Raw genomic sequence first — 14,135 nt, forward strand, 5'->3', positions numbered from 1 at the left:
GACAAAGGAGTCTCGGGATGAAGCCGAAGTGGAGCGCACTGCTGGGCGCCGCACTCGTGGCCGTCGTGGCCCTGATCGCCGGACTCCTGGTCATCGGCCCGAAGACGCTCGTCGCCGGCTCCGCCGCTGCCGACCCGTCGGCAGCCCCGGTCGAGAAGCCCGCGGCAGAGCTGGCCGCCACGACCGACCAGCGTCCCAACATGGTCCTCATCCTGATGGACGACTTCTCCCTGGAGCTGCTCCGCACGATGCCGGAGGCGACCAGGATGGCCGCCGAGGGAGCGACCTACCAGAACTCCTTCGTCATCGACTCGCTCTGCTGCCCCTCGCGGGCCGCGCTGCTGACCGGGCAGACGCCCCACCACACCAAGGTGCTCACCAACACCCAGAACGACCCGGAGCACCCGGTCGGCGGCTGGTCGGCGTTCCAGCGCTACGGCAACGTCGAGAAGCAGTTCAGCATCGGGCTGCAGGAGGCCGGCTACACGACCGGGTTCGTGGGGAAGTACATCAACGCCTACGAGGCCACCCTCGGCTCCGATGGCAAGCGGGTCCCGCCGCCCAAGGTGCCGGGCTGGGACTCCTGGAACGCGCTCCTCGGGGGCGCCTACGGCGGCTGGGGCTACCAGAGCACGTTCCTCGACGGGAACGGCGCGGTGCAGCTGCGCAACCACCCGCAGCCCGCGCGGAACGCCACCGTGCAGCAGAAGGACGCGGCGTACGCCTCCAGCGTCACGCGTGACTACGCCCTCGACTTCATCGAGAAGCACCGCGACGACGAGAACCCCTACTTCCTCGAGATCGCCGCCTACGGGCCGCACTCCCGGCTCGGCCACCACTACCCGGGCCTGGACACCTGGTTCCCGCCTGCGTTCGCCGACCAGGCGCCCGCCGGCGACCCCGCGGGCGGCAACTGCGGCCGGGTCGCATGTGCCGATCTCACGCTGAAGGACCTCGTCGGCTACGGCGACGACCGCTGGGACAACGCGCCCACCTACCTCGGCCGCGCCGGACGTACGTCGCAGGCTCCTGCCTGGCGCACCAACAAGGTCTCGCTGAGCGACGAGACGGCGCTGAGCCAGTACCGTGACCGCGCCCGCATGGTGCAGTCGATCGACCGGATGATCACCCAGGTCCGTAAGGCCGCCGGCGACGACACCTACATCGTGCTGACCTCGGACAACGGCTTCCACCTCGGCCAGCACCAGCTCAACGGCGGCAAGGGCGCTCCCTACGACTCCGACACCCGGGTCCCGCTGGTGGTCGTCGGCCCCGACGTGGTGCCCGGCAAGCGCAGCCAGTTCGTCAACAACATCGACCTGGCGCCGACGTTCCTGGACATCGCGGGCGCCTCGACCCCGGCGTACGTCTCTGGCACCTCGTTCGCCGAGACCCTGAGCCGGCCGCGGCTGCCGGGCGGGAGATACGTCTTCTTCGAGCACACCTACGCCAAGTCCCACCCCGGCGAGGTCGACCTCGACGACGGCTCGGGCGGCACCATCGACATCATCCCGTCCTACATCGGGGTGCGTGGTTCGCGGGGGCTGCTGGTCCGGTTCGACCTGGACAAGTCCTGGAAGGGCACCGACTACGCCTACGAGCTCTACCGCTATGACCGGCCGTGGGAGGACCGCAACGTCTTCGCCGAGGACCACGCCAAGCCGTACGCCCGCGACCTGATGCGCCGGCTCAACGCCTACGAGGGCTGTGCCCCGGCTGTATGCCGGGCTTTGACCCGCTGATTCCGAATCTGGGCTATGGTGTCCCAGCCGGGGCCAAATGTGGCCCCGGTCACTTCACAACGGATCGTCCGGCACGTACCTGCCGGTGAAGGAGACAACGGAATCATGGCAACAGTCAGTTTTGAGAAGGCGCAGCGTTGGTACGCAGGCGCCGCCGAGCCCGCGGTCAAGGGCATCGACCTGGAGATCAAGGACGGCGAGTTCATGGTGCTCGTCGGCCCGTCCGGCTGCGGTAAGACCACCACCCTGCGCATGCTCGCCGGGCTCGAGGAGGTCAACTCGGGCGCCATCAAGATCGGCGACCGCGACGTCACCAACGTCGCCCCCAAGGACCGCGACATCGCGATGGTCTTCCAGAACTACGCGCTCTACCCGCACATGAGCGTCGCCGAGAACATGGCGTTCTCGCTCAAGATGGCCAAGGTCCCGAAGGCCGAGCGTGACAAGCTCGTCGCAGAGGCGGCCAAGACCCTGGGTCTGACCGACTACCTCGACCGCAAGCCGAAGGCGCTCTCTGGTGGTCAGCGCCAGCGCGTCGCCATGGGCCGTGCGATCGTCCGCCAGCCGCAGGTCTTCTGCATGGACGAGCCGCTGTCGAACCTCGACGCCAAGATGCGCGTGCAGACCCGCACCGACATCGCCAAGCTCCAGGCCGAGCTCGGCATCACCACCGTCTACGTCACCCACGACCAGGTCGAGGCGATGACGATGGGCGACCGCGTCGCGGTGATGAGCAACGGTGAGCTGCAGCAGGTCGACACCCCGCTCAACCTCTACCGCAAGCCGGTCAACCTCTTCGTCGCCGGCTTCATCGGCTCGCCGCAGATGAACCTCATCAAGGCCACCTCGGCCGACGGCGGAGCCAAGATCGAGGAGTACGTCGTGCCGATCAGCGGCCGCGACCTGCCCAAGCAGATCACCGTCGGTGTGCGCCCGGAGAGCTTCCGGGTCATCGGTGAGGGCCAGGGCGGTCTGCCGGTCCAGGTGACCGTCGTCGAGGAGCTCGGATCCGACTCCTACGTCTACGGCACCAGCGACGTCGAGGGCGTCCCGTCCACCCTGATCGTCCGGGTCTCCTCCAAGGACCAGGTCAGCAAGGGCGACACCATCTACGTCACCACCGACCCCGAGGACGTCCACGTCTTCGACACCGAGTCCGGCCTCCGAGTCAACTGAACTATTGGCGATTGCTTCGCAATTCGCGCAGCGCTTGCGCTTGACCCTCGTCTTCCTCCGCTGCGCTCGTCGCTGACGCTCCTCGCTCCGCTACGTCCAGACGAGGGGCGCTTCAGCGCTGACAATTCAGTGCTGCTGGTTCATTCTGGCCAGCATCGCGTTGTAGGCGTCGAGGGCCTCGTCGCTGTCGGGATCCACGGATCCCGGCTCGGCGGGGCCCTCGGTCGTGCCCCGGGCGCTCTCCTGCGCGAGCCGGGCGCTGCGTACGCCGTCGAGGAAGCGGCCGGTCATCTTGGTGCGGCGCTCGGGTGAGGAGACCACGGCGATGACCAGGCCGATGGCGAGGAACATCATCCCGGCGTCGCCCGCGGCCCACATCAGACCGCCGGCGGTCTGGACGTCGCGCACCGCGTCCATCGCCCACTCGGGCCGGGCGGCGGAGTAGACCGGGTAGAGGTTGCGCTCGGTCTGCAGCATCACGATCCCGACGATGGTGTCGGGCACCATGCCGACCACGAGGAGCGAGATCCGGCCCAGGTAGGGCAGGTCGGGGCGTACCTTCTCCTCGCCGATCGTGCCGGTGAGGAAGAGGAAGCCGGCGACGACGTAGGCGATCTGCTCGCCGACCATCAGCGGCACGCTCTGCGCCATCGAGTCCATGAACCCGGACAGGTGGGTGCCGATGATGACCAGCGAGTAGAGCAGGGTGCCGGTGGCCGGGTGGACCAGGACGGTCACCGGGAGCGAGCGCATCGCCCGTTCGGCGCGAGGCCCGGTCTCGGCGATGACGGTGAGCGGGTGCCCGAGCACCAGGAGTGCGGGCACGACCATGATCAGCGTCAGGTGGAGCACCATGTGCATCCAGGCCAGCGCCATCGCATAGCCGTTGATGGCCGAGGCGACCACGACGTACATCAGGCCGAGCCCGGTCAGGAACGACGCCACCCGCCAGCCCTCGACCGTCGACGCCGCTCCGGCGGCGTTGCGGAGCGTCAGGTAGCCCGCGCCGAGGATGACCACGGCGAGCAGCCAGCCGGGCTGGAGACTCCAGGTGGTGAGGAACTCGGACCAGCCGAGCGCGGGCAGGGAGCCGTGGTCGTGCATGGTCTCACGGTATCTCCGGGTCGGGACCGGAGGTTATTCCAGGCGGCCGGTGGGCTGGATCAGCGGCACCAGGAACAGCCGGGCGAGCGCGCGCAGCTGGGCCTCGTCGTCGATGTCGACGACCTCGCTGGGGGTGACCAGGAACGAGGTCGAGGTGCGGACCATCAGCTCGGCGACGAGGTCGACCTCGACCTCGGCAGGTACGTTGCCGGCCCGCTGCTCGCGCCGCAGCTGGCCGGCGACGAAGCGCGCGATCGTGGCCACGGTGCGGCCTCCGTCGCCGACGATCGAGTGCACCAGCGAGTCGGTCTCGACGGTGAGCAGGCCACCGATCAGCGGGTTGCCGCGGATCGCCCGCATCGCGCTGGCGAAGCCGATCTCCACGCGCTCGGCCGCGTCGGCGGCGTCGGCGATGTCGAGCACGAACTGGTCGAAGTAGCGCCGGAACTCCCGACGTACGACCTGCTCGACCAGGGCGTCCTTGTTGGCGAAGCGGCGGTAGACGGTGATCCGGGCGACCCCGGCCCGCTTCGCGACCTCCTCCATGGTGGTGCGCCTGATCCCGATCCGGCGGAACTGCTCGGCGGCGGCGTCGAGGAGCTTCGCGGTCACCGCCTCGTCCTCGATCGGCTCGGCGACGTCCGCGAGCGCCCTCGCGAGCAGCGACCCCGACTCGTCCTCGGGGACCGTGGTGGGCATCCGGCTAGGTGTACCCGGCCAACACGTTGGTCACAGACGGCTGATCGGTGGGAGTCCGCCGAGTGAGCTGTGGCGACGTTGAGTGTTGTAGTGCTCGAGCCAGGGCGCAAGTGCGGCGGTGCGTTGGTCGTTGGTGGTGAAGACTTGGCGGTAGGCCCATTCGGTTTGCAGGGTCCGGTTGAGGCGTTCCACCTTCCCGTTCTGCCAGGGGCAGTGTGGCTTGATGAACTTCTGGACGATGTCGTGGCGAGCGCATACGGCTCGTAGGGAGTGCCGGTAGGCCCACGCGTTGTCGGTGATCAACCGTTCGATGCGGGTGATGCCGTGTTCAGCGAAGTAGGCAATGCCACGCTCAAGGAACGCGGCACAGGTGGGGCCCTTCTCATCGGGCAGGATCTCGCTGTAGGCCAGCCGGGAGTGGTCATCGACCAGGGAGTGCACGTAGTCGTAGCCCAGCCGGGTCTTGTTCACCCGGGAGCGGTGGTTGCGAGTGGTTTGCCCTTCGGCGCGCCAGCCGCCACCATCGGGGATCTTGCCGAGTTTCTTGACGTCCATGTGCACCAGTTCGCCAGGCCGCTCGCGCTCGTAGCGCACCGTGGTCTTCTTCGAGGCCCGCAACAGCTCGCCGGTGATCGAGTCCAGATCGCACAGGTGCGGCGCGGCGTGACGGGCCAGCACCCGAGACACGGTCCGCGGCGAGATGTTCAGCTCGGCCGCGACCCAGTCACGGCCGCGACGCTCGCGGGTACGCAACTCGAGGATCGATGCCTCGACCTGTGGAGTGGTCCGGCGCGGGCACGAGTGTGGTCGCGAGGAGCGATCAGCCAGGCCGGCCTCGCCCTCGGCCTCGAACCGGCCGATCCACTTCGCGACACAGCGACGCGAGATCCCCATCGCCTTGGCGATATGGGCCCGGGGCCAACCAGCGCGGTGACGATCAATGATCAGCAACCTGCCGTGAAACGTGGTGCGGGCGTTACGGTGGGACACGAGAGCCTCCTGGGCGGCGTGAATCTAGACAATCCACACCTCACCCGGAGGCTCTCTCCACGTCAACGACCTGCCACCAACCTCATGGCCGGGTACAGCTAGGCCGTGAGGGTGCGGTCGGCGGCTCGGTCGGCGGTGCGGCGCACGATCTTGATGAAGGTCGGCCACAGGCCCACGGGAAGGTCGTGGCCCATGCCCTTGATGAGAGTGATCTCGGCGCCGGGGACGGCCGAGGCGGTCGCCCGGCCACCGGAGACGTGGACCATCTTGTCGGCCAGGCCGTGGATCACGCTGAACGGGACCTTGATCCGGCCGAGGTCCTCGGTGCGGTCGGGCTGGGTGAGGATGGCGAGCATCTGCCGGGCGACGGCCGCGGCGTTCACGCCACGGTTCCAGGTGTCGATCGCGCGGCGGCGTACCTCGTCCTCGGGCTCGGGGTAGAGGGGCGAGCCGATCTGGATGCCGCCCTTGATCTGGCGCTCGATGTAGCCCTCGAGGCCGGGCTTCTTGATGACCAGCGCGGGCAGCAGGGTCGGGTGCTGGAATCCGACGGCGCGGCGGCCGGTGGTGGACATCGTGGAACAGACCGAGCGCACCCGGTCGGGGTGGTGGATGGCCAGGGTCTGGGCGATCATCCCGCCCATCGACACGCCCCACACGTGCGCGGACTCGATGCCGAGGTGGGTCAGCAGAGCGGCCGCGTCGTCGGCGAGGTCGGTCAGGGTGTACGGCGACCGGGTGGGCAGCCCGACGAACGCCCGGGCCAGCCGGGCGAGCGTGATCCGCTCGTCGCTCGGGTGCGGCGAGGAGTGACCGACGTCGCGGTTGTCGTAGCGGATGACGTAGAACCCGGCCTCGGACAGCTGCTGGCACAGTCGGACGTCCCACCAGGTCATCGGCCCGCCGAGCCCCATGATCAGCAGCAGCGGCTCAGCGCCGGGATCGCCGAACGTGTCGTACGCAAGCTCGACTCCTCCGGGGAGGAAGGCGGTGGACTCGGTCGGCTCGGCGGAGGTGGTCATGCCGAGATTTTACGGGACGGGACCAGATGTCTCCTGGACGCGTAGATCTCGACCCGCTTCGCGGGTTCGCAAGCTCACCCGCTGCGCTCGCTCGATCTCTTCGCGTTGTGACCCTGCGACTTCGTCGCAGGGTCACAGGCTCAGAACTCGATCGCGCTGTAGGCCTTGAGCTTGGCGAGCTGGTGCTCGGAGGTGACCTTGCGGATGGTGCCCGAGCGGCTGCGCATCACCAGGGAGTCGGTGACGACGGCGCCGTGGGGGAGGTACTGCACGCCCCGCATCAGGTCGCCGTCGGTGATGCCGGTGGCGACGAAGAAGCAGTCGTCGCCGGTGACCAGGTCGTCGGTGTGGAGGACGAAGTCGGGGTCGAGGTTGTGGCCGGCGTCGAGGGCACGCTGGCGCTCCTCGTCGTCCTTGGGCCACAGCCGGCCCTGGATGGTGCCGCCCAGCGCCTTCATCGCGCAGGCGGCGACGATGCCCTCGGGAGTGCCGCCGATGCCCATCAGCAGGTCGGCGCCGGAGCCGGCACGGGCGGCCGAGATCGCGCCGGCGACGTCACCGTCGACGATGAACTTGATCCGGGCGCCGGTCTCGCGGATCTCCTCGACCAGCTTGTCGTGGCGGGGGCGGTCCAGCACGATCACGGTGATGTCGGAGGTCGTGGTGTCCTTGGCCTTGGCCACGGCGGCGATGTTCTCGGCGACGGGCAGGCGGATGTCGACGACGTCGGCGGCCTCGGGGCCGGTGACCAGCTTCTCCATGTAGAAGACGGCGCTGGGGTCGTACATGCTGCCGCGCGGGGCGACCGCCATCACCGCGACGGCGTTGCTCATGCCCTTGGCGGTCAGGGTGGTGCCGTCGATCGGGTCGACCGCGACATCGCACTCGGGCCCGGTGCCGTCGCCGACCTGCTCGCCGTTGAAGAGCATCGGGGCGTTGTCCTTCTCGCCCTCGCCGATCACGACGGTGCCGTTCATGGCGACCGTGGAGATCATCGTGCGCATCGCGTTGACCGCGACACCGTCGGCGCCGTTCTTGTCGCCACGGCCCACCCAGCGGGCAGCGGCCATCGCCGCTGCCTCGGTCACGCGCACCAGCTCCAGGGCCAGGTTGCGGTCAGGGGCGGTGGGGGCGACGCCGAGCGGCTGGGTGTCGTTCATAGGGATCAATCTATCCGCCGCGTGCGGTGGCGTGACCGCCGTGTCACTTGATCGATCCAGAGACAAGTCTCACGGCGAACGGTGTTTGCGGGTCGTTCAGCACCTGTTCGGTCGGGCCGTCCTCGACGACGTGACCGTGCTCGATCACTACCACCCGGTCGGCGAGCGCTCGGGCGTCGGCCGCGTCGTGGGTGACGATGATGGCGGTCCGGCCTTCGAGGGCGGTACGCAGCGTCTGCCGCAGCGCCGGGCGTACGTCGACGTCGAGCGAGGCCATCGGCTCGTCGAGCAGGAGCAGCTCGGGGTCTGCGGCGAGCGCCCGGGCCACGGCAACGCGCTGGGCCTGGCCGCCGGAAATCTCCGTGGGCCTGCGTCCGGCCAGCTTCTCGGCGCCGACCTCGGTGAGGTGGCGGGTGGCGAGCTCGTTGGCCTGGCGGCGGCGTACGCCCCGGGCTCGCGGTGCGAAGGCGACGTTGGCCAGCACCGACAGGTGCGGGAAGAGCAGCGGGTCCTGGGCCAGGAGCGCGACCCCGCGGGCGTGCGGGGGAGTGGCGTCGAGGATGCGGTCGCCGAGACGTACCTCTCCCTCGTCGGGGCGGAGGAGACCGGAGATCACGCCGAGGATGCTCGACTTTCCGGCGCCGTTGGGGCCGGTGAGCGCGACGGTCTCGCCGGCGGCCACGTCGAGGGTGACGTCGATGCCGCGCTGGGCGATCACGGCACGGAGGTGCAGCGTGCTCACGCCGCCACCTCCGTAGCGCAAGCGCCATCATACGGAGATGGCGGCGTGTGGGTCCCATGGCTCGCTCGCTGACGCTCGCTCACAGCGCCCTCCCATGGCGGGCGAAACCGATCACGGCGACCGCGACGACGACGAGCACCAGCGAGAGCGCGACGGCCGCGTCGGGGTCGTCGACGCGGAGCAGGTAGACCTGGAGCGGCATCGTACTGGTGACGCCGGGGAGGTTGCCGGCGAAGGTGATGGTGGCGCCGAACTCACCCAGGCAGCGGGCGAAGGCGAGGACCGAGCCGGAGAGCAGGCCGGGGCCGACCAGGGGGAGGGTGACGCGGCGGAAGACGGTGGTCGGGCCGGCGCCGAGCGTGGCCGCGACCGCCTCGTAGCGGGTGCCGCTGGTGCGCAGCGCACCCTCGAGGCTGATCACCAGGAACGGCAGCGCGACAAACGTCTGCGCCATCACCACGGCGAGGGTGGTGAACGGGATCTGGATGCCGACCAGGTCCAGCGACTGCCCCAGCAGCCCGCGACGGCCGAAGGTGTAGAGCAGCGCCAGCCCGCTGACGACCGGCGGCAGCACGAGCGGAAGCAGCACCAGCGAGCGCAGCAGTCCCTGTCCCCGGAACCGGGTGCGGGCCAGAACCGTGGAGAGAGGTACGCCGAGGAGGATGCACAGCACGGTGCTGGCCACCGCGGTGCGCAGGCTGAGCCAGAGCGCCTCCAGCGCGGACGGCGAGGTGATCAGTGCCGGGAAACCGGCCAGGTCGACGCGGAGGATGATCGCGGCCAGCGGGACGATGATGAACGCCGCCGCGACGGCCGCCGGAAGCCACAGCCAGCTCGGCATACCGACGGACGGACCGGCCCCCCGCTGCCGGTCCGTCCGTCCGGACCTCCCGAGAAGATCAGGGCTGGCCGAAGCCGGCATCGCTCAGCACCTTCTGCCCGGTCTCGCTAAGCACCAGGTCGACGAACTCCTGGGCCAGGTCTGCGTCGTCGGCGTCGTCGAGGGCACTGATCGGATAGGTGTTCACGACCTGGTCGGACTCCTCGAACTCGACGCCCGTCACGGTGTCGCCGGCAGCGGTCACGTCGGTGACGTAGACCAGCCCCGCGTCGGCGTCGCCGGAGGTGACCTTGGCGAGCACGTCGCTGACCGACTGCTCCTCGCTCACCGGCTCGATGTCGACGCCCGTCTTCTTCTCCATCTCAGCCGTCGCGCTGCCGCACGGGACCTCGGCCGCGCAGACGACGACCTTGGTGCCGGGCTTGACGAGGTCCTGGAAGCCGGTGATCTTCGCCGGGTTGCCCGACGGCGTGGCGATCTCCAGGGTGTTGGACGCGAAGTCCTCCGGGGCGGTGGCCAGATCGCCGAGCTTGTCCATGTTCTTGGTGTCGGCCGAGGCGAAGACGTCGGCCGGGGCACCGTCCTCGATCTGAGCCACCAGGTCCGAGGAGCCGCCGAAGCTCATCGTCACCTTCACCCCGGGGTGGTCCTTCTCGAACTCCTCGGCCAGCTCGGTGAACGTGTCGGTCAGCGAGGCGGCCGCGAAGACGGTCAGCTCCTGCTCCTCCGACCCCTCGCTCGAGCTCCCGCAGCCGGCGAGCGCGAACAGGGCCGTCAGTGCGACGACGGCGGAGACTCTGGACTTCGTGATCATGGGCGCTCCACTACGACGTTGGTCGACTTGATCGAGGCCACGGCGCTGACTCCCGGCTCGAGGCCGAGCTCGATGGCGGCCTCGGCGCTCATCAGCGAGACGATCCGATAGGGCCCGCACACCATCTCCACCTGGGCCATCACGGTGTCCAGGGTGGTCTTGGTGACGATCCCGAGCATCCGGTTGCGGGCGCTGACCGCCTTCGTCCGGTCCGGGTTGGGCGCGTCGGCAAGCTCCGAGGCCAGCGTGGCCAGGACGATCCCGTCGATGACCGCGCGGCCGTTCTCGGTGCTCGCCTCGATCCGTCCCGCATCCACCCAGCGGCGGACGGTGTCGTCGCTGACGCCGAGGAGATCGGCGGCTTCGGCGATGCGGTACGAGGTCACCGGAGGAGTATCGCATCTGCGGAGCGATTCCGCTTCAATTGTCCTCATCTGCGGAACACCGGGACTCGGTGGCCGAGCCTGTCGAGACCACGATTCGAGGGAACATCGGTCGAGTGGGACCATGGAGGACGTGAGCGACACCGATCAGCAGCAGCCCGCCCAGCCGTCGAATCAGCCGACGAGCGAGCAGCCGGAGACCCCGGCGCGCAGCTACCCGCGTACGTTCGGTGCTCTCATCGGATCGATGATCTTCCTGCTCGTCCTCGTGGTCCCGATCGTGCTGATCGTGCAGTGGCGGGGCAACCTCGAGCGCGAGGTGAGCGGCGCCAACGAGACCTACAAGGCCGACTGGGCCGAGGCCGTACGCAGCGCCCAGGTCGCCGACCTCGACGTCGTCTACCCGCGTGAGCTGCCCTCGGGCTGGTACGCCAACACCGACCCGTCCTACAAGGGCGGCGAGGAGCCGGCGTGGACCATGTCGTTCGTCAAGGGTGAGACCTCCTATGTCGGCCTGGAGCTCTCCGCCCGCTCGGCGCAGGCGCTGGCCCAGAAGAACGTCGACACCCAGGCCACGAAGGGCGACGAGGTCAGCATCCAGACCGACGTCGCCACCACCTGGACCGAGTGGTCCGACTCCGACGGCGACAGCGCCTACTCCACCGAGGTCGACGGCCAGACCCTGATGCTCTGGGGCCCCAAGGACGGCGACGTTCGCGACTACCTCGCGCTCCTCACCACCGAGCCCCTGAAGAAGTAGGGGTCAGTCGTCGGCGATGGCGGCGTCGATCTTCTTCCGGGCGCCGTCGAGCCACTCCTGGCACAGCGTGGCCAGCTTCTCGCCGCGCTCCCACAGGGCCAGCGACTCCTCGAGGGTGATGCCGCCGGCCTCGAGCTTGCGGACGACCTCGACCAACTCCTCGCGGGCCTGCTCGTAGGAGAGGTTCTTGTCGGCGTCGTCGGAGTCAGTCATCGGCTGGGTCCTTCTCGGTCGAGGTGATGGTGGCGGCCAGGCGACCGTCGGCGAGGCGGATGCTGACGGCGGCGCCCGCGGTGGCGTCGGTGACGCTGGTGAGCACGTGTCCGTCAGCGTCCTGGGTGACGGCGTAGCCCCGTCTGAGCGTCTCCAGGGGTGAGAGCGCGCGGGCGCGGGCGCGATGGTGGCCGATGTCGTCGGCGGCCCGGTCGAGGGCGTGACCGACGGTGCGACGGGCGCGGTCGCGCAGCGAGGTGACCTCGTCGCGCCGGGCGTCGATCAGCGATCGTGGGTCGGCCAGCACCGGACGCGAACGCAGGGCGTCGAGGAGCGTCTGCTCGCGGTGGATCAGCGCGGCGATGCCGCCGCGGAGCCGGTCGCGACCGGTCGCGACGATCCGCTGCTCCTCGACCACGTCGGGCACGACGAGCTTGGCGGCGTCGGTCGGCGTCGAGGCACGTACGTCGGCGGCCAGGTCCAGCAGCGGTGAGTCGGGCTCGTGGCCGATCGCGGAGACGATCGGCGTGCGGGCGGCGTGCACCGCACGGATCAGGTGCTCGTCGGAGAAGGGCAGCAGGTCCTCGACGGAGCCACCGCCGCGGGCGACGACGATGACGTCGACCTCGGGGTCGCGGTCGAGCCGCTGCAGCTTCTCGACGACGTCGGCGGCGCTGCGCGACCCCTGCATCGCTGCGTACGCCACCTCGAACCGCACCTGCGGCCACCGCCGCCGCGCGTTCTCGAGCACGTCCCGCTCGGCCGCGGAGTTGGCCGCGGTGACCAGACCGACCTTCGTCGGCAGGAAGGGCAGCGGCCGCTTGAGCTCGGCGGCGAAGAGCCCCTCGGCGGCCAGGAGCTGCCGGCGCTGCTCGAGCCGGGCGAGCAGCTCGCCGAGCCCGACCGGACGGATGTCGCGGGCCTGCAGCGACAGGGTGCCGCGGTTGGCGTAGTAGGACGGCTTCGCGTGGATGATCACCGACGCGCCCTCGACCAGCGGCGGGTTGAGGCTGTCGAGCAGGAACCGGGTGCACGTCACCGGCACCGAGATGTCGGCCACCGAGTCGCGCAACGTCAGGAACACCGTCTGCATCCCCGGCCGCCGGCTCAGCTGGGCGACCTGCCCCTCCACCCAGACCGCACCGAGCTTGTCGATCCAACCGCCGATCGCGTTCGCGATCTGCCGCACCGGAGCGGGCGACTCGGGAGAGGTGTCCAGGGCCATGGCTGCCACCCTAGTGCCCGCCCACTCGGCCCGTTTGCCCCACACACGCATGCCCACACGGCGCGTCTGCCCCGCCTCAGAGCGTCGAGTCGGCGCGTCTGTCCCGGTCCGGCGGGCAACCGTGGGACAGATGCGCCGACTCGACGCAGATCGGCGGGACAGACGCGCCGGGTCGGTGTCGTGGTGTGGGACTGACGCGCCGAGTCGGCATGCGTGCACCGGGTCTCTAGACTGAAGCCATGAGCATCGACCTCGGCACCCCACGCCTGATCACCGACGACGAGAAGGCCGTCCTTCTTGCCGAGCCGCGCGGCTACTGCGCCGGGGTGGATCGGGCCGTGATCACCGTCGAAGAGGCCCTGGACCTCTACGGTGCGCCGGTCTACGTGCGCAAGGAGATCGTCCACAACAAGCACGTCGTCGACGACCTCCGCAACCGCGGTGCGGTGTTCGTCAACGAGCTCGACGAGGTGCCTTCGGGGGCGACCGTCGTCTTCTCCGCCCACGGCGTCTCCCCGGCGGTCCACGCCGATGCGGCCGTGCGTGAGCTGAAGACGATCGACGCGACCTGCCCGCTGGTCACCAAGGTCCACCTCGAGGCCAAGCGGTTCGCGCGCGAGGGCTACAGCATCCTGCTGATCGGTCACGCCGGTCACGAGGAGGTCGAGGGCACCATGGGCGAGGCGCCGGAGGCGACCACGCTCGTCGAGGGCCCTGACGACGTACCCGGCATCGAGGTTCCCGACCCCTCCAAGGTCGTCTGGCTCTCCCAGACCACGCTCTCGGTCGACGAGACCATGGACACCGTCGCCGCGCTCCGGGTGAAGTTCCCCGAGCTGCTCGACCCGCCCAGCGACGACATCTGCTACGCCACCCAGAACCGCCAGCAGGCGGTCAAGGAGATCGGCGCGGCCAGCGATCTGGTCATCGTCGTCGGCTCCGGCAACTCCTCCAACTCGGTCCGCCTGGTCGAGGTCGCGCTCGAGGCCGGCGCCAAGGCCGCCTACCGCGTCGACGACGCCAGCGAGATCGACGAGTCCTGGCTCGAGGGCGTACGCAGCGTCTCGGTCACCTCCGGTGCCAGCGTCCCCGAGAAGCTGGTCGAGGGCGTCGTCGGGTTCCTCAAGGACCGTGGCTTCCCCGACGCCAAGGCGCACAAGAGCGCCGAGGAGTCGCTGATCTTCGCGCTGCCCAAGGAGCTGCGCAAGGATCTGAAGGCAGCGTCCGCGAGGGGTTGAGCGGCCCCCGCCCAGGAGCGTTAGGG

The 14,135-nt window shown here is 69.5% G+C and carries 15 protein-coding genes; 4 read left to right on the top strand and 11 right to left on the bottom strand.

The window, feature by feature from the left end; genetic code table 11:
- Positions 1 to 17: 17 nt before the first annotated feature.
- The gene (locus ACWZJV_RS21260) at positions 18 to 1,742 is read left to right on the top strand and encodes a sulfatase-like hydrolase/transferase (protein WP_457178484.1); all 1,725 of its coding nucleotides are present in this window, start codon (positions 18 to 20) and stop codon (positions 1,740 to 1,742) included.
- A gap of 105 nt (positions 1,743 to 1,847) precedes the next feature.
- Positions 1,848 to 2,918 (top strand): ABC transporter ATP-binding protein, encoded by a 1,071-nt coding sequence (locus tag ACWZJV_RS21265; protein WP_008358998.1) that lies wholly within the window; start codon positions 1,848 to 1,850, stop codon positions 2,916 to 2,918.
- Between the two features lie 126 nt (positions 2,919 to 3,044).
- Here ACWZJV_RS21265 and ACWZJV_RS21270 read toward each other — a convergent pair whose 3' ends face one another.
- From ACWZJV_RS21270 to ACWZJV_RS21310, 9 genes are all read right to left on the bottom strand, one after another.
- Complete coding sequence (locus ACWZJV_RS21270) at positions 3,045 to 4,022, bottom strand: cytochrome c oxidase assembly protein (protein WP_457178486.1); 978 nt, start codon at positions 4,020 to 4,022, stop codon at positions 3,045 to 3,047.
- 33 nt (positions 4,023 to 4,055) lie between these two features.
- Positions 4,056 to 4,721: a TetR/AcrR family transcriptional regulator gene (locus ACWZJV_RS21275; RefSeq protein ID WP_457178488.1), complete on the bottom strand. Its 666-nt coding sequence runs from the start codon at positions 4,719 to 4,721 to the stop codon at positions 4,056 to 4,058.
- 30 nt (positions 4,722 to 4,751) lie between these two features.
- Positions 4,752 to 5,711 carry an IS481 family transposase gene (locus tag ACWZJV_RS21280; RefSeq protein ID WP_457178490.1) on the bottom strand — a complete coding sequence of 320 codons (960 nt, stop codon included), beginning with the start codon at positions 5,709 to 5,711 and terminating at the stop codon, positions 4,752 to 4,754.
- Positions 5,712 to 5,809: 98 nt separating this feature from the next.
- On the bottom strand, positions 5,810 to 6,733 hold the full coding sequence (locus tag ACWZJV_RS21285) for an alpha/beta fold hydrolase (RefSeq protein WP_457178492.1): 924 nt from the start codon (positions 6,731 to 6,733) through the stop codon (positions 5,810 to 5,812).
- 140 nt (positions 6,734 to 6,873) lie between these two features.
- Complete coding sequence (gene glpX / locus ACWZJV_RS21290; protein ID WP_008358990.1) at positions 6,874 to 7,893, bottom strand: class II fructose-bisphosphatase; 1,020 nt, start codon at positions 7,891 to 7,893, stop codon at positions 6,874 to 6,876.
- A 43-nt stretch (positions 7,894 to 7,936) separates the two neighbouring features.
- Positions 7,937 to 8,635, bottom strand: a complete 699-nt coding sequence (locus ACWZJV_RS21295; protein WP_457178494.1) for an ATP-binding cassette domain-containing protein — start codon at positions 8,633 to 8,635, stop codon at positions 7,937 to 7,939.
- A gap of 79 nt (positions 8,636 to 8,714) precedes the next feature.
- Positions 8,715 to 9,476, bottom strand: a complete 762-nt coding sequence (locus ACWZJV_RS21300) for an ABC transporter permease (RefSeq protein ID WP_457178496.1) — start codon at positions 9,474 to 9,476, stop codon at positions 8,715 to 8,717.
- Between the two features lie 58 nt (positions 9,477 to 9,534).
- Positions 9,535 to 10,290, bottom strand: coding sequence for a molybdate ABC transporter substrate-binding protein (gene modA, locus ACWZJV_RS21305; protein ID WP_457178498.1), 756 nt, complete (start codon positions 10,288 to 10,290; stop codon positions 9,535 to 9,537).
- The gene (locus tag ACWZJV_RS21310; protein ID WP_350830385.1) at positions 10,287 to 10,676 is read right to left on the bottom strand and encodes a TOBE domain-containing protein; all 390 of its coding nucleotides are present in this window, start codon (positions 10,674 to 10,676) and stop codon (positions 10,287 to 10,289) included. Before ACWZJV_RS21310 ends, modA begins: the two co-directional genes overlap by 4 nt.
- A 130-nt stretch (positions 10,677 to 10,806) precedes the next feature.
- Here ACWZJV_RS21310 and ACWZJV_RS21315 point away from each other — a divergent pair, with 130 nt between their 5' ends.
- The gene (locus ACWZJV_RS21315) at positions 10,807 to 11,433 is read left to right on the top strand and encodes a DUF4245 family protein (RefSeq protein WP_457178500.1); all 627 of its coding nucleotides are present in this window, start codon (positions 10,807 to 10,809) and stop codon (positions 11,431 to 11,433) included.
- A 3-nt stretch (positions 11,434 to 11,436) separates the two neighbouring features.
- Here the strand turns inward: ACWZJV_RS21315 and ACWZJV_RS21320 are convergent, their stop codons facing one another.
- Both ACWZJV_RS21320 and xseA read right to left on the bottom strand, forming a co-directional pair.
- Positions 11,437 to 11,646 (bottom strand): exodeoxyribonuclease VII small subunit, encoded by a 210-nt coding sequence (locus ACWZJV_RS21320; RefSeq protein ID WP_457178502.1) that lies wholly within the window; start codon positions 11,644 to 11,646, stop codon positions 11,437 to 11,439.
- Positions 11,639 to 12,871: an exodeoxyribonuclease VII large subunit gene (xseA, locus tag ACWZJV_RS21325; RefSeq protein WP_457178504.1), complete on the bottom strand. Its 1,233-nt coding sequence runs from the start codon at positions 12,869 to 12,871 to the stop codon at positions 11,639 to 11,641. Before xseA ends, ACWZJV_RS21320 begins: the two co-directional genes overlap by 8 nt.
- A gap of 239 nt (positions 12,872 to 13,110) precedes the next feature.
- Between xseA and ACWZJV_RS21330 the strand changes: the two genes are divergently transcribed.
- Complete coding sequence (locus ACWZJV_RS21330; RefSeq protein ID WP_008358976.1) at positions 13,111 to 14,109, top strand: 4-hydroxy-3-methylbut-2-enyl diphosphate reductase; 999 nt, start codon at positions 13,111 to 13,113, stop codon at positions 14,107 to 14,109.
- Positions 14,110 to 14,135 lie beyond the last annotated feature (26 nt).

Source organism: Nocardioides sp. WG-D5, from assembly GCF_054031175.1.

What these genes read in the sequence shown, in the direction of transcription:
- ACWZJV_RS21300 (WP_457178496.1), bottom strand. Translation starts at nt 9,476, where the DNA reads ATGCCGAGCTGGCTGTGGCTTCCGGCGGCCGTCGCGGCGGCGTTCATC.
- modA (WP_457178498.1), bottom strand. Translation starts at nt 10,290, where the DNA reads ATGATCACGAAGTCCAGAGTCTCCGCCGTCGTCGCACTGACGGCCCTG.
- ACWZJV_RS21270 (WP_457178486.1), bottom strand. Translation starts at nt 4,022, where the DNA reads ATGCACGACCACGGCTCCCTGCCCGCGCTCGGCTGGTCCGAGTTCCTC.
- ACWZJV_RS21260 (WP_457178484.1), top strand. Translation starts at nt 18, where the DNA reads ATGAAGCCGAAGTGGAGCGCACTGCTGGGCGCCGCACTCGTGGCCGTC.
- glpX (WP_008358990.1), bottom strand. Translation starts at nt 7,893, where the DNA reads ATGAACGACACCCAGCCGCTCGGCGTCGCCCCCACCGCCCCTGACCGC.
- ACWZJV_RS21275 (WP_457178488.1), bottom strand. Translation starts at nt 4,721, where the DNA reads ATGCCCACCACGGTCCCCGAGGACGAGTCGGGGTCGCTGCTCGCGAGG.
- ACWZJV_RS21265 (WP_008358998.1), top strand. Translation starts at nt 1,848, where the DNA reads ATGGCAACAGTCAGTTTTGAGAAGGCGCAGCGTTGGTACGCAGGCGCC.
- ACWZJV_RS21330 (WP_008358976.1), top strand. Translation starts at nt 13,111, where the DNA reads ATGAGCATCGACCTCGGCACCCCACGCCTGATCACCGACGACGAGAAG.
- xseA (WP_457178504.1), bottom strand. Translation starts at nt 12,871, where the DNA reads ATGGCCCTGGACACCTCTCCCGAGTCGCCCGCTCCGGTGCGGCAGATC.
- ACWZJV_RS21320 (WP_457178502.1), bottom strand. Translation starts at nt 11,646, where the DNA reads ATGACTGACTCCGACGACGCCGACAAGAACCTCTCCTACGAGCAGGCC.
- ACWZJV_RS21285 (WP_457178492.1), bottom strand. Translation starts at nt 6,733, where the DNA reads ATGACCACCTCCGCCGAGCCGACCGAGTCCACCGCCTTCCTCCCCGGA.